The sequence below is a fragment of the Rossellomorea sp. GQ25 genome, from assembly GCF_059758515.1.
In genome coordinates, this window is sequence record NZ_JCAXEQ010000006.1 from 225,291 (window position 1) to 239,510 (window position 14,220).

Sequence of the window (14,220 nt, forward strand, 5' to 3'; positions counted from 1 at the left end):
AGAAAGTTAAATTAAGGTTGATATGTTTAAGAAAGCCAATAATGCGTTAAGAGACCAAAAGAATAGATTGGTTAAAAGAATCACTAACCAGATGATCCAATTTTTTTGATTGGTTAACTGTTTGATGCCTTTGTATTGAATATAGAAAACCCAAACTTTAAAAAGGGAGAAGCTTCCCATTAAATAGATTACATACGATTTTGATGTTATATATTGGGTGATTACCCCTAAAGAGAGCGGTGAAGAGTACCATTCAAGTGAAAAGAATAGAGATAATGGTATATAGGTGAGTTTTTCAAGTAATAAAATGATTAAGACCAGACCTTGAGTGATAACCAGTTTACGGTACTCACCTTCATTGGAAATGGTCCAGAAAATTAATGATGAAAAAAAGAGAATAATGGCTGCATAAAGCATTCCGGCTATTAGTCTGCCTAAGAAAAATAAAAACTTTTCCAACTCAAATGCAGTTGGGGATAGCTTCGTCAATTCTTTAGACAAAGGGTCCATTCCTATTCCGAAAGACGCGATCAAACCAAATATTACAATGGATAATAAGAAGAGAAATGAGACTCGTTTCTTATAACCTTTTAATTCCTCCATCTCATTTAGTTGATAAAAGAAGATTGATGGTTGTTTCAAACCCCTGAAAAGTCTGACTTCTCTTTGCATAAAATGTTGTCCTCCACCTTGAATAGATTCCATCTCTTATTCTATCTAAAATCATCGAACTTTTCCATAAATTGTAGAACGAATTAAGAAATAAAATAAAAAAGCGTCGAATGGACGCTTTTGGTCAGCTTATGCTTGATAGGTTAGGTAGGTAGTCCCCGCGATTAGTAGAATAGTAATAATCACGAAACTTACATATGTAACTACTTTCTGCGTTTTCTTCTTTCTCATTGCCTCTTCCGGCGTTAAAAATGCCATTCTAAATTTCCCCCTTTTCCCGACTTGAAGCTGCTAGACAATTAACGAACGTATTATATATATTTTCTGACGCACGCTAATTTTTCCCCATACCAACATTTTATCGGAAATATATGCTGATAATTAATAGGTCTTAAAGCCTATTTAATTTGACGGATGTCGAAAAATATTTTGTTGAATCTTGTATATATATGGTAATATATCTAGTAATTGATGTTTGAACTTTCGTCTAATAGTGTAATAAAGTGATAGAAACTGTTTTATATTGTAGGAGGTTGTCTTTTTTGAAAGGAAACGTTAGCAAGGAACAATACGTTCTCTCTGTTATCCAGAAAGCTTATGACAAAGGTCAGAAAGGCGATATGGATACAGATAAAATGATCGATTGGCTAAAACAAGAATTACAGACTGGATATGCTTCAAATCAAAGTCAAAAAGCGCTGTAGAATCCTTAATGGGTATCTCAGCGCTTTTTGTTTTATATTTTTTTAAAAACTGAAAGACAATAATTCTTTCCGCTTTTGATTCAATGATTGAATAGTATTATCCAGCCCCTCTATTTGAAGGGAGAGAGTTTTGTTCCTGTTTTGAATCATTCTTGCTACCTCATCCGGGTTTGGGCCACCCTGGATATTTCTTATTTTAATAAAATATTCTGGGGAGATGACTTTTTTCCATTCTTCAGCGGTCAATGAAATATTGGCATGTTCTTGAATCATTTTATTGATCTCTTCAACATTCCAGTCATAAAGTTCTTTTCGTTCCTGAATCGTTTTTCTGGATACGAAACTGGCTATGGAATGTGCTTTTCGAAATGGAATTTGGTAATCCCGTGACAGGGTATCAGCGAGCTCGGTAATGGTAATGCTGGATTTCTTAGACATTTCTTTGGCATGATCCTTGTTTACTTTTAAAGTGGCAATGACGGCATACATAAGCTTTAAGACACGGTTCGCGTTGGTGAATGCACGATAGAGGTGTGGTTGCAGGTCATCCTCTGTATCGACGATGTCACCGAACGGGGTGTTATGCACCATGCTCATTGCGGCAAGAGCATCTCCATAAGCGCTGCTTGCGATGGAGCGGGAATGTTCGATGGACACCGGGTTTCTCTTTTGAGGCATGATACTGCTGACTTGCACATATGGATCTGCCACCAGAAAGGTTCCGAACTCCCTTGTGACATGTTGAAGGAAGTCCTGGATCCACCTTCCAGTATTGACCATACAAGTCATAAGGGCAGTAGCGGTTTCTAATAAATAATCAGCCCCTCCAATCGAATCATAGGAGTTTTCAATGATTTGATCAAATCCCAACAATTCACGTGTGCGTTCCCGGCTGATTGGAAATCCGGTAGTCGTGAGGGCGGCAGCCCCCAATGGAGACTGGTTCACGGTTGTATAGGCCGCTTGCAGGCGTTTAATATCCCTTTGTAACACATCGTAAATGGCTAAGAAATAATGCCCCAGTGTGGTAGGCTGTGCCGGCTGGGTATGTGTGTACCCTGTCATATACGTTTCGGTGTGCTGTTCTGCTTGAGCGAGTAGCACTTCACTTAATTGATTGGAGGTTCTTAATAGGTGCAGGAGGTGCTCCCTTAACACAAGGCGATACATGGCAACACCCATATCATTCCGGCTTCTTCCGATATGGATTTTACCTGCCAGTTCGTCTCCGATTTCCTCGCCGATTTTGGCTTCCATCATAAAGAACAGGTCTTCAAATTGGGGCTGATAGCAGACTCCTGCTACCTCTGTTTCTGCGACACGATTAATTCCCTCCAGCATCTTTTTCGCTTCGTCATGTGAAATGATGTTCTGCTCGGAAAGCATGATGACATGTGCTCTATGAATATCAAACATGACATGAAACAGATAATCCCGCTGGTCGTTAAATACAGGCATCAACAGCTCTTCCACATACGTTTTACCTGGAAAAGAGCTGCCTTCATTTTTAATAAAATCTTCTAAATTGATCATTCTTTCAACTCCGATTCTAAGATAATGATTTTTCAGCTTTCACACCGAAAAACTTATTTGAAATGAACAGAATGATAGCGATGATGGCGATTTGAATCATTCCGTAAGCAGCAGCCTGCCCCATATTAAACATGCGAAGCTGGTTCATGATTTCAATGGAAATAGGGCGGTTGGATAGGGTATACAACAATACTGAGGTCGGAAACTCTCCTACGGACTCTACGAATGCCAGGAGTGTCCCGGCAAGAACACCAGGCATGATAATAGGCAAAATCACTTTTCTAAAGGTATAAAACCATTTAGCCCCTAAGCTCCGGGCAGCTTCTTCGATCGAGTCATCGAGCTGCTCCAGTACGGCATTGGTTGAACGGACGACCAATGGGATATGCCTGATAAAATAGGCTAACGGCAGAATCCAGAACGTACCGACAAGAATGTTTCCGAAAGAAAAAATAGTCGGCTCGTTAAAGGCAAAAATCAAGTTCATCCCGATAACGGTGGCTGGAAGTGCCCATGGAATCATCACTAATATATCAACAAAGCTTTTTCCGACAAATTTGCGTTTCACTAATAAGTAAGAGGTCAATACTCCGAAAACCAGGTTCCCTGCTGTTGCAATAAACGAAAGGATCAAACTATTTTTGAGCGGTTTAAATATATTCGGGTCCTCAAAGAGTAACCGGTAATTTTCGAAATTAAAAACGCTTGGATACGTCTGCCATGTCCATGTACCATCCGGAACAAGAGAGAGAAGCAGGATGGTGAAGTGAGGCAGGAGAAGGATAACCACTCCGACAACACCTGCAGCGACCAATGTCCACTTCATAAATGGATTTTTCACTTCACTGCGGTGAGCGCCGATCCCCTTCGAAGCCATACGATAATCTTTCCGGTTCTGATACCATCTCATGAAAAGTAAGAAACTGATGGACACAATCGAGAGAATGACAGATTGTGTAGCGGCTACTTCCATATCACCGTTAATCTTGGAAAAATAAATTTGTAAACTTAAAACGCGGAATCCGCCTGCCAATAGAAAAGGCGCACTGAAGGAGGCCATTGAAATCATAAATACGAGTAATGAGGCCGCAACAATCGCTGGAGTCAATAATGGAAAGGTCACCTTCAAAAAGACTTTAAATCGATTGGCTCCCAAGTTAAAGGCCGCTTCCTCCAAGGATGGATCAATTTTATTGATGGCTGAAGAGACAGTCATATAGAAATACACATACATGGTATATGCGTGTACAATCAAGATTCCTGAAACACCGCCGATTTTAAAGGGAACGTCCTTCAATCCGAACAAATCTTTGATGGCGTTCGGTATTAATCCCGTCTCACCGTATAAAAACATAAAGGCCATAACTCCAACCAAAGAAGGGAGAACGATGGGCATAATGGCGGCAGTTGAAAAGAAATTACGACCCGGGAAATCATAGCGATTAAAAATAAACGCAAGTGGAATTCCGATCATGGCAGCGACTAGGACACTTAAAACAGAAATATAAACAGAGTTCCATAAAGCTTCTAAATTTGTTTTCGATTCTTGAGTGAAAAAGTCTGCATAGTTTTCAAACCCTATGCTGCCGTTTTTATTCAAACTTTCCAGAAACGTCCGCAATGAAGGATACAGCACATAAGCAATTAACACCAGGAGTACAGGCAGCAGCAGCCATAAAGTCAAGCGGGTGTCCCGATTTTTGATCATGGGGCATCACCGCTGATCACTGGTATGAGGCGCATATGCTCTTTAGGTAATTCAACCCGGATTTCATCGCCTGGTTGAAGCTTATTAGAAAGAAGAGTATTCAATGTATGAACCTGTAAGAGCTGATGGTCTACTTCAATCTGGACGTTAATGACGGACCCGAAGAAGTGAACTTCCTTTACGGTTGCTCTGAACACATTTTCCCCATCCATACTTTGATCCACAAGCTTAATAGCTTCGGGACGAATCGAGAGGGCGATGTCTCCTTGCGCATTCATTTCTCCAATGACAGGATGGTTATGTACAGCTATCTCTTTGGTGATCGTGCCGCTTTTTGCAGAGACATAAGCACTATCTTCCTCGACACGATTAAGAGAAACAGGCAATAGATTAATCTCTCCGATGAAACTTGCGACAAAGTCATTGGCAGGTTCATTATAGATTTCAGTCGGTGTCCCTACTTGATGGCAGACACCAAAGTTGAAAACGGCAATCCGGTCACTCATGGAGAGGGCTTCTGCCTGATCATGGGTCACGTAAATAGTGGTGATGTTATATTCTTTCTGTAATCGCAGGATCTCACTTCTCATTTCGTCACGAAGTTTCGCATCCAGATTACTGAGTGGTTCATCTAACAGAAGGATTTCCGGTTCAATCACCAATGCACGGGCTAACGCGACACGCTGCTGTTGACCTCCGCTTAATTGACTCACTTGACGATCGGAATATTGTTCAAGTCTGACTTTATTCAAAACATCCTTAACCCGGGCCTTTACTTCTTTAACGGCCAGCTTTCTGACTCTTAATCCGAAAGCAACATTTTCAAATACCGTCATGTGAGGAAAAAGGGCATAGTTTTGGAAAACCATGCCCGTATTTCTTTTTTCAGGAGGTACACGCGTCATGTCCTTTTCACCAAAACGGACGACACCTTTAGTAGGATAGTAGAATCCGGCAATCATCCTGAGGGTAGTGGTCTTCCCACAACCGCTTGGACCAAGGAAGGTAAAGAATTCCCCATCCCTGATATCCAAGTTTAATTGATCAACTGCTACAACCTTTCCAAAGGCTTTTTGGACATTATCTATTTTTATCGACGCCATACCGGTTACACTTCCTATTCTTTGATTTCTTTCTCTCCGTTTTTGATGTTTTCATCCCAATGCTTCATCCACTCATCGCTTTTTTCCTGGAATACTTTCCAGTCGATGTCCATACTCTTGATTTCAGTTTCTGTAATCCACTCAGGTAGTCCCTCGACATCGTTTCTCGTTGGAATACGATAGAATTCTTCTGCCAGGATCTTAGCGGCTTCCGGTGTATTAACAAACTCGTAAAATGCTTCTGCAGCCTTTGGATGGCGTGCACCTTCAACAAGTGCGATCCCCTCCGTTAAAACGGGTGTCCCGCTTTCAGGGATGATAAATTCGAATGGATAGTTCTTGTTTTCTTTTAACATGACGACATCCGGCATCGCCCAAACAGAAAGGGCACCTTCGCCTTTAGCGACCTTGTTGTACATCATTTCCGGATTAGCTGAATATTCCTTTGTGTTCGCGTCTAATTTCTCAAGCCACTCATATCCTTTTGTCGGATCATTTGAATCTTTGTAATCACGATAAATCATCGCCGAGAAAATCGTTCTCATGGTTCCGGAAGCAAGAGGATAACGAATGATGATTTCGTCTTTCCACTTCGGATCCAATAACTCATCCCAGTCTTTAGGTGCTTCTTCTTTAGAGATTTCCTTGCTGTTATACATGATCACTTCCGGAGTCTGGCTCGTACCGGACCAGTTCCATTCTGGATCGTGGAAGCCTTCATCCAAGCTTGACGCATAGGATGGTTCATAAGGTTTCAGTAATCCTTCGTCTTTCGCTTGATCGAAGTTAGTGGAAGGGGCCCCCCACCAAACATCTGCCTGCGGGTTATTCTTTTCGGAGCGGATCCTGTCCAGGATTTCTTGTGATCCCATATCGAGCCATTCAACGTCGACATTGTATTTTGCCTCGAATTGCTGTTCGAATTTAGACAGGATGTCTTTTCCATGAGGAGAGTACACTACAATCTTTTCTTCAAGCTTGTTTTCTTTTTCTCCCGAGCTGCTTGAACTTGACCCTTGTTCTGATCCACCACAAGCTGAAAGCAATAAAGCAGCAGATAGAGAAACCGTTGTCATCACCGCTAATTTCTTGTTCAATTTCATGAAAAATCCCCCTTGTTATCAAAAATTAATAATACCCTCGTGCTCGCGTAAAAACAGTGAAACGGCACCTAAAACGCCAACATTTCCCCCTAATTGTGAAATCTTCAATTCTACTGAACTGGGAAGATACTGATCAACCATTTTTCGTAATCTTGGAAGAATAAAATCGGATGATTTTAAAACACCACCTCCTAAAATGATGACCTCTGGGTTTAGTAAGCTTGCTGCGTTGATGATCCCGTAGCCCAGATGGTCAATCGCCTCATTGACGACCGAAAGGGCTGTCGGGTCTCCAGACTTTGCCAGATTAAAAGCCGTTTCCCCGGATAACTCTGAGGTTTTGGCTTCTTCATAAGCCGGATGATCAGGATTCTCTAATACCAGGGTAGTAAGTTTATGTCCAATGGACTTGCCGCCGGCTACACTTTCCAGATAGCCATACCGGTGAAACATCGGTTTAAAGTCATTCTGGAGGTCGTCTTTATCTGTCACCATATAACCGATCTCCCCCGCGGCGTTGGAGTGTCCCCTGTAAAGCTGGTTATTGATGATAATGCCGCTTCCGATACCAGTCCCCACGGCCATGAATAGAACGTGGCGATTGTTTTTTGCGCTTCCAATCCACTGCTCCCCGAGTGCAGCAACATTCACATCGTTGTCCACGTGAATGGGGAAGGGGAAGTGTTTTTCAGCTTCTGAAAGAATCGGGTATCGAATCCAATTGAGGCTGGGGGCCTCAATTACTACCCCGTTTTGTGTGATTCCCGGCACGCCCATGCCCATTCCTAACACGTCGTTGGTTTGGATTTGAAGATGATCAAGCATGCGGAAGACATCTTTTGCAATTTGCTCCAAAAGGCCTGTCTGTAAATAGTGTGATGTAGAAAAACTCTTTGAATGAATGATATTTCCACTTAAATCAGAAACAATCGTTTTCACCTTTGTACCGCCAACATCTGTTCCGATCACATAGGCGGCTTTTTCATTGAAGAATAGCTGAATCGGCTTCCTTCCTCCTTGGGAAGAGGAGGGACCGATTCCTTTTTCATAGATCCATTTTTCTTTTATCAATTCATCTACAATTAAAGAGATGGTCGGCTTACTCAAGTTCATTTGTGCAGCAATTTCCGCCCTGGAAATAGGGGAGTTTTCTTGAATGCACTGAAGTACTCTTTTTTTATTCAACGATTTCATCTGCATAGGTGCCCCTCTTAAACTCATTGCATCACGGCCTTCTTTATTTTGGTTAGTAAAGTTTACTAATTAACAAGGAATATACCTTATTATGGAATAAGTTACAATAGTTATTTTAATTTTATGATAATTCAAAGTGTTAACGTGACAACACTCTGAATCTTCTGTAAAATAAATATTTACATTATTATCCTGATGTGATACTAATTAGGAGAGATTTCTGGGTCTAGTTAGTTAGGTAATTTAACTAACATACTAAAGACCTATGATGAAAGGAGTGGAAGATGGTATTTAAACGTTTGACCAAATTCCTGAAAATGAGAGGGGTTACATGATGAAGTTTATGAGTTATTTGCTTTCGCTATTGTTGGTTCTTTCTTTATTACCTCTTAGTGGTGTCGTTCATTCAGAAGAGCATGATGTTGAATTATGGAATGCCGTCAAACCTTTGGATACGACAGTTACGTTTTTAAACACGGGTGCTCATCCCGATGACGAACGAAGCGATTTCCTGGCATACTTATCCAGAGGTCTTGGAGTGAAAACCTCAAGCCTAATTGCGAATAGAGGAGAGGGTGGACAAAATGAAATAGGGCAGGAGCTCGGGAATGGCCTTGGAATCATTCGCTCCAGGGAAATGATCGAAGCCGCCAAGATTACGGGTGTAAAAGCCTACCACCTCAGTGAAACCACCTCAGATCCGATTTACGACTTTGGATTTTCTAAAACCCCTGATGAAACGTTGGAAAAATGGGGGGAAGAACTTACTTACGAGAGACTCATTCGCTTCATCCGGACCTACCAACCAGATATTTTAATGCCTTCCTTCAGAGACTCCAACTCCCAACACGGACATCATCGCTCCATCACCATACTTAGTCAACGTGCGTTTGAGGACGCTGCAAATCCAGACGTATTTCCAGAACAACTAGAAGAAGGCTTGTCGGTTTGGCAGGTGAAAAAGTTTTATTTACCTGCTGAATCAAAAGATACAGCCACTACATCCATAGAAATCGGGGATTACGACCCTATTTATGAGATGTCTTATCCGCAAATCGGGGAAGAATCCCGTTATATGCATAAGAGCCAGGGGATGGGGAATGACATCGGTGTGGCTCCAAGACAGACTCACTTGGAATTAGAGGAGAGCTCAGTAGAAACTACAGGCACTGATCAATTGTTTGAGGGAATTCCCTATGATTTTAAAGAGTGGGCAGAAGAAATGCCTAAGGGTGATAACTCACTCAAGGTTCACTACACTAAGTTTCAAAAGAGCTTAGAAGGGATCATTTCAAGCTATCCTGATCGAGGCGAAACGTTCAAGAAAACACAGAAAGCATTGAAAGAAGTAGAAAAACTTGAGAAGAAAACCGAGAAATCAAAGCTTGATGAACCAATGAAGATAGACCTGCTTCATAAAATTTCCTTGAAGAAAGAGCAGCTGAATGCGGTGAGTTTTGTCGCTTCGGAATTAAGTGTCGATGCCTCTGCAGAAACGACCGTTCTGACAAAAGGGCAAGAGGTGCAGGTGAAAGTTCAATTAGCCAACCAGGGAGAAGAGAAGCTGAAAAAAGCGGAAGTCGAACTCGTTACACCGGAAGAGTGGGTTGTTGTCAATGATGGAAGATCGGTTGACCTTAAACCTGGTGAAGAACGTGAAGTGGTATTTGACGTTGAAGTTCCGAGTGATGCTGACTACTATCATGCTTACGAAGAGCCGGCAATTCAGGCTAAAGTAAGCTTTGAGGCAGCTGGTGCAAAAACGACCCACGTTCAAAATCTCGATGGAACCATCGCAGTCTTACCTGACGTAGGCATAACCCTTAACCCGGAAGATATCGTGGTCAATAGGGCTGAAGTACAAGCTGAAATTCCTGTAGTCGCGAAGGTGAAGAACTATCGCGATGGAGCAACTTCTACACAGGTATCATTAACGGTTCCAGAGGGTTGGGACGTATCCCCTCAAGAGGTGACGGTTCAATTTGATGAGTCACAGGAGGAGAAAGAGGTATCCTTTACACTCAGTCCGCCGGAAGACATCGGTGAAGGGAATTTTGAGGTGGATGCACAAGCCGTCGCGGGTGGTCAAACCTTCACTTCAACGGTCCAGGAAATAAGCTATGACCATATCGGGACATTTTATTACTTGTATGATTCAAAAGTGAATGGAGTAGCGTTTGAATTGCTGACTCCTGAAAATCTGAAAGTAGGTTACATCGAAAGCGGCTTTGATAAAGTAGCAGAATATCTTCGCAATGTCGGGATGGACATCACATCACTTACAGAAGAAGATTTAGCTTCAGGAGATCTTAGTCAATACGATACGATTGTGACAGGGATTCGAGCTTATTTATCCAGAGAAGACCTGGTGGCGAATAATCCACGTCTGAAAGAATACGTAGAAAACGGCGGACATCTGGTTGTTCAGTATCATAAACCGAACGACGGATGGGATAAAGATACTACAGCTCCCTATCCATTAACCATTGGAAACCCGTCGATCCGCTGGAGAGTAACCGATGAAAATGCGGACGTAGAGGTATTGCAGCCTGAATCACCATTATTTAACTACCCTAATACGATTACCGGCACGGATTGGGATAACTGGGTACAAGAAAGAGGCTTATACTACCCAATGGCTTGGGATGACCGCTACGAGACATTTGTCCGTATGGCAGACCCGAATGAAGAACCATTCGACGGAGGAATCCTCATGGCCGAATATGGAGAAGGAACCTACCTATACACCAATCTCGTATTCTACCGCCAAATCCAAGGCGGAGTCCCCGGAGGCTACCGAATCTTCACCAACCTACTAAGCTACGGCCAAAACTAAACAACATTTAGAGAGCATGCCATTCAGAGAGGGACGGACCTCTGTTTTTTTCGTACTGTGGTTTATAAGTCTTGTCACATCAGTGTTAATGTAATTTGAAGTGCTTGTAGAGTGCTTGGTAGGGACGGACCTATAGCAAGGGGTATTCTTTGGAAACCCCATACCATAAGGTTTATCAATCCTTTTGAGGTGATTTGAGGTCCGTCCCTCAAATCACCACTCACTACCACTCCTTCATCGTTTGGTAAAGGTGGGTGACCTGAGTAATGAATTTTTCTTTGCCGTTTTTCTGAGAAGTAGGTAAGGGAGGATAGGGTACGTTTGAATTTTGGGAAATCTTGAAGAATCTTTAGGATTTCCCTATTTTCTTCCCCTTCAAATTTTTCTCTTAGAATCATGGGATTTTGACTATTACCAAGCCCTTCACTTTCCACGCCGTAAATGATTCGGTTCATCTCATAGGTAGGGATGTTATAGACTTCTTTAAAGGTAAGGAGCATTGATACGGGATGTCCTTTATGCCATTTTCATAATTTGATAACGTACTCTGAGTAATATTAAAACGAATGGCAGCTTCTTTTTGAGTAAGCTTCAATACGTCTTTCCTATAAAGCTTTAGCTCTATATGTAAGTCCATTCTTTTCAGCGACTATCCCTTTTTCTTCAAAATGAAATACTATTATTGGTTACCAAATATAAATAATTTGGAAAAGGTATACAAAATTACATTAAAACGTATTAGAATGTAAATATAATTGTAATTTTGTCGAATTGGGGTAAAGGTGGAAGATAGAATGGAAGATCAGAACAAAGGGAGAAAGATTCACGTTACATATATGGGAGGCACGAAACCCAGTTTAACGGAAAAGGTCAAATGGATACCTTTGAGGTCAGAGTCAAACCTGGTATTCAGTACTAAAAATAACGGCAAACAGCGTGTGATCTACTATTCTCAAAACAGCTTTACCAACGAGGGAATGAACAGAAAAGATTACCTACTAATAGATAGAATAGAAGAATAAAGAAGGGGGACTAATATGAGGGACGGACCTCTAACGGTGAAATTGAAGACAAGCAGCCTGATTTAACCTCTTTTGTAAAATTCCAGAGGTCCGTCCCTCAAAAAAAGAGGATTTTGCGGAGTTGTGTCGAATAGGTAATTGTGCGAAATTTAGTTGAAATTGAGAGAAGGAGTGATGTTATGGTTCGAACACCTCGGGATTGGTGTCCGGGAGCCACTTATCATGTGACATCGAGAGGGAATCGGAAGCAAGACTTGTTTCATGACATTGAAGACCGAAAGAAGTATTTATCCTACCTGCAGGACACGAAAGACAAGTATCCTTTTACCATCCACGCATACTGTTTAATGTCCAACCACATTCATCTTCTAATCGAAACCCATAAGGTTCCACTTGAGCAAATCTTCAGAATCCTACATACTCGTTATGCCATTTATTTCAACAAAAAGTATGATTACGTCGGACATGTTTTTCAAGGAAGATATGGATCAACTAAGATTGATACCCCTGCTTATTTTATTAAGGTAAGCAGATATATTCATCAAAATCCTGTCAAAGCCAAACTCACTGTCGTCCCCGAGTATTATCCCTGGAGCAGCTACCCCTCATATGTTCATTCCATCGACAATCCGCTTCTCTCAAAGGAGAGGACCCTGGCATATTTTCCAGATTCAGAAGTGAAGCTTTACAAAGAATATGTAGACAAAGAAGAAGAGAAGGAAGACCCGAACAAGGAATTTGGCGAAAATACAATTAAAATGGTAAAAAAATAAAATATTTTTGTAACAATATAAAGGGAATTAGATGTTTATGTCGAAATTCATGTTTGTAGGACAAAATCCCTATATCAAGGAGGAGGAAGAATGAAAAAAGACTTTATATTGGTGTTTGAGGATTTTCAAGTTTCAAAGAGGAGAATCATGAAATCCCAAAAGCACTTAGTTGTGTTTCAAGGGCAACATTATTACAACAAGCTCGTTGTCGTGAATCGACCCCCAGGGTTCTCCCACGCATTAGAAAGCATCATGTACTCTGATAAGATACTCGAAACCTATGGATTTTCGACTCTGTTTGCGGTGCCGATTGACAGAAAGCATTCAATCCCGTTTAAGTTTGTCCGAATAGGTGACAAGGAGCCCAGGGATTGTAAGATTGTGCTTGAAAAACGGAAGGGCGTGGAGCAATTAAATATCAAACCTTTGTATACTATGGATGGTCCGATTTCACATGAAGATAGACACGACATATTATCCTATCTTAGCATGAAAAGTAATGAAGGCACGGTCACCTATCTCATGAACAACCCACAAGTGTTCAAGGGAAAAGGTAAAAAACAAGAAGAGTAAAGGAGGAATGAGGCGAACCTAAATTCAATAGGTACGTCTTTTTTTAAGCTCTTAACTTGTACTCTCTTGAGTGGTTTGAGGGACGGACCTCCAACTGTTTAAACTAGGAACACCTCCTATGTCCCTACTTGAGAAACTCTCCAAAACCCTTTACCACGCTACCAAACTACCTCTCTAAGTTTCTAAAATCAGCACTTTTTTCGTTGACCTCTTATGAAACAGACCATACAATATAAGTAGTTATTAGTATTTTTAGAATTTTCATGTAAGGTGCGAATGCCACTTGGAAAAGACAGACCATACTCGTATCGGAAAGAATGCCATGCTTCTTCTGCTCGTAGACAAAGGTGAAGAAGAATGGAATCGTCATTTCAATGAACTGAATTGGAGTTACTGCACCGGGAAAATCGGCTCCATGGACAGTCAAAAAATCGTGGCTGCGATTGAAACAGCAGCAAAGCGAAGTGATCTTGTCCGGGAAGATTTGTACCGGGAAATGCATGCCTTATATCACGCCATCATGGAGGCATTAACGGGTGTGACCCGCGGCCATACACAATTAGGTGAGATCCTGCGCACCGTGGGATTGCGATTCTCGGTTGTAAGGGGGACTCCATATGCAAGTGAAGAAGAAGGCGAGTGGATTGCGGTTGCTCTATACGGGACGATTGGTGCGCCCATTAAGGGGCTGGAGCATGAGACAATCGGACTTGGAATTAATCATATTTAAATAATCTAGAGCCTAGAGATATTAGTTGAAAGGAGGCTCGACCAACGGCAGAAGTCTGTCTTTGGTCGAGCCTCTTTTTGTGTGGAATTTTGGGTCAAGATGATTATTTAGGGAGTGGACAGAGAAGATTTGGAGGTCCGTCCCAGAGCGGTTTAAAGCGTTAAAGAACGAAACAGCAAAGATAGTGATTTAGAGGGGTTTAGCCAGACTGAGGTTGTGTAGAGACAGCTTTCGAAGGTCCGTCCCTAAAAATATGAAGAGGTGATTCG

Annotated in this window: 13 protein-coding genes; 6 read left to right on the plus strand and 7 right to left on the minus strand. The window is 41.7% G+C overall.

The features are described from left to right. Positions 1–6 precede the first annotated feature (6 nt). The gene (locus AC6CIB_RS18910) at positions 7–672 is read right to left on the minus strand and encodes a hypothetical protein (protein ID WP_498283277.1); all 666 of its coding nucleotides are present in this window, start codon (positions 670–672) and stop codon (positions 7–9) included. 542 nt (positions 673–1,214) lie between these two features. On the opposite strand from AC6CIB_RS18910, the gene AC6CIB_RS18915 reads away from it, so the two are divergent. Continuing rightward, positions 1,215–1,376 (plus strand): YwzD family small protein, encoded by a 162-nt coding sequence (locus AC6CIB_RS18915; RefSeq protein ID WP_498283279.1) that lies wholly within the window; start codon positions 1,215–1,217, stop codon positions 1,374–1,376. A gap of 42 nt (positions 1,377–1,418) precedes the next feature. On the opposite strand, the gene argH is transcribed toward AC6CIB_RS18915, so the two are convergent. The 5 genes from argH to AC6CIB_RS18940 are packed head-to-tail and all read right to left on the minus strand — an operon-like array spanning position 1,419 to position 8,023. Then, positions 1,419–2,909: an argininosuccinate lyase gene (gene argH / locus AC6CIB_RS18920; protein WP_498283281.1), complete on the minus strand. Its 1,491-nt coding sequence runs from the start codon at positions 2,907–2,909 to the stop codon at positions 1,419–1,421. A 16-nt stretch (positions 2,910–2,925) separates the two neighbouring features. Continuing rightward, positions 2,926–4,617, minus strand: a complete 1,692-nt coding sequence (locus AC6CIB_RS18925; protein WP_498283283.1) for an ABC transporter permease — start codon at positions 4,615–4,617, stop codon at positions 2,926–2,928. Continuing rightward, positions 4,614–5,720, minus strand: a complete 1,107-nt coding sequence (locus tag AC6CIB_RS18930; RefSeq protein WP_498283285.1) for an ABC transporter ATP-binding protein — start codon at positions 5,718–5,720, stop codon at positions 4,614–4,616. The genes AC6CIB_RS18925 and AC6CIB_RS18930 overlap by 4 nt, the downstream gene beginning before the upstream one ends. 14 nt (positions 5,721–5,734) lie before the next feature. Beyond that, positions 5,735–6,823 carry an extracellular solute-binding protein gene (locus tag AC6CIB_RS18935; RefSeq protein ID WP_498283287.1) on the minus strand — a complete coding sequence of 363 codons (1,089 nt, stop codon included), beginning with the start codon at positions 6,821–6,823 and terminating at the stop codon, positions 5,735–5,737. Between the two features lie 18 nt (positions 6,824–6,841). Beyond that, positions 6,842–8,023, minus strand: a complete 1,182-nt coding sequence (locus AC6CIB_RS18940) for an ROK family transcriptional regulator (RefSeq protein WP_498283289.1) — start codon at positions 8,021–8,023, stop codon at positions 6,842–6,844. Between the two features lie 325 nt (positions 8,024–8,348). Here AC6CIB_RS18940 and AC6CIB_RS18945 point away from each other — a divergent pair, with 325 nt between their 5' ends. Further along, positions 8,349–10,853, plus strand: a complete 2,505-nt coding sequence (locus AC6CIB_RS18945) for a PIG-L family deacetylase (protein WP_498283291.1) — start codon at positions 8,349–8,351, stop codon at positions 10,851–10,853. Positions 10,854–11,304: 451 nt separating this feature from the next. On the opposite strand, the gene AC6CIB_RS18950 is transcribed toward AC6CIB_RS18945, so the two are convergent. Continuing rightward, complete coding sequence (locus AC6CIB_RS18950; protein WP_498283293.1) at positions 11,305–11,490, minus strand: helix-turn-helix domain-containing protein; 186 nt, start codon at positions 11,488–11,490, stop codon at positions 11,305–11,307. 157 nt (positions 11,491–11,647) lie between these two features. Between AC6CIB_RS18950 and AC6CIB_RS18955 the strand changes: the two genes are divergently transcribed. The 4 genes from AC6CIB_RS18955 (at position 11,648) to hutP (ending at position 13,951) form a co-directional block, all read left to right on the plus strand. Further along, entirely contained in the window at positions 11,648–11,875 is a 228-nt protein-coding gene (locus AC6CIB_RS18955; RefSeq protein ID WP_498283295.1) for a hypothetical protein, read from the plus strand. Between the two features lie 179 nt (positions 11,876–12,054). Beyond that, positions 12,055–12,648, plus strand: a complete 594-nt coding sequence (locus AC6CIB_RS18960; RefSeq protein ID WP_498283297.1) for a transposase — start codon at positions 12,055–12,057, stop codon at positions 12,646–12,648. Between the two features lie 90 nt (positions 12,649–12,738). After that, positions 12,739–13,221, plus strand: coding sequence for a hypothetical protein (locus AC6CIB_RS18965; protein WP_498283299.1), 483 nt, complete (start codon positions 12,739–12,741; stop codon positions 13,219–13,221). Positions 13,222–13,504: 283 nt separating this feature from the next. Beyond that, positions 13,505–13,951, plus strand: coding sequence for a histidine utilization transcription antiterminator HutP (gene hutP / locus AC6CIB_RS18970; protein ID WP_498283301.1), 447 nt, complete (start codon positions 13,505–13,507; stop codon positions 13,949–13,951). The last annotated feature ends 269 nt before the right edge of the window (positions 13,952–14,220 follow it).

What these genes read in the sequence shown, in the direction of transcription:
- AC6CIB_RS18960 (WP_498283297.1), top strand. Translation starts at nt 12,055, where the DNA reads ATGGTTCGAACACCTCGGGATTGGTGTCCGGGAGCCACTTATCATGTG.
- AC6CIB_RS18910 (WP_498283277.1), bottom strand. Translation starts at nt 672, where the DNA reads ATGCAAAGAGAAGTCAGACTTTTCAGGGGTTTGAAACAACCATCAATC.
- AC6CIB_RS18940 (WP_498283289.1), bottom strand. Translation starts at nt 8,023, where the DNA reads ATGCAGATGAAATCGTTGAATAAAAAAAGAGTACTTCAGTGCATTCAA.
- AC6CIB_RS18955 (WP_498283295.1), top strand. Translation starts at nt 11,648, where the DNA reads ATGGAAGATCAGAACAAAGGGAGAAAGATTCACGTTACATATATGGGA.
- AC6CIB_RS18925 (WP_498283283.1), bottom strand. Translation starts at nt 4,617, where the DNA reads ATGATCAAAAATCGGGACACCCGCTTGACTTTATGGCTGCTGCTGCCT.
- AC6CIB_RS18950 (WP_498283293.1), bottom strand. Translation starts at nt 11,490, where the DNA reads ATGGACTTACATATAGAGCTAAAGCTTTATAGGAAAGACGTATTGAAG.
- argH (WP_498283281.1), bottom strand. Translation starts at nt 2,909, where the DNA reads ATGATCAATTTAGAAGATTTTATTAAAAATGAAGGCAGCTCTTTTCCA.
- AC6CIB_RS18945 (WP_498283291.1), top strand. Translation starts at nt 8,349, where the DNA reads ATGATGAAGTTTATGAGTTATTTGCTTTCGCTATTGTTGGTTCTTTCT.
- AC6CIB_RS18965 (WP_498283299.1), top strand. Translation starts at nt 12,739, where the DNA reads ATGAAAAAAGACTTTATATTGGTGTTTGAGGATTTTCAAGTTTCAAAG.
- AC6CIB_RS18935 (WP_498283287.1), bottom strand. Translation starts at nt 6,823, where the DNA reads ATGAAATTGAACAAGAAATTAGCGGTGATGACAACGGTTTCTCTATCT.
- AC6CIB_RS18930 (WP_498283285.1), bottom strand. Translation starts at nt 5,720, where the DNA reads ATGGCGTCGATAAAAATAGATAATGTCCAAAAAGCCTTTGGAAAGGTT.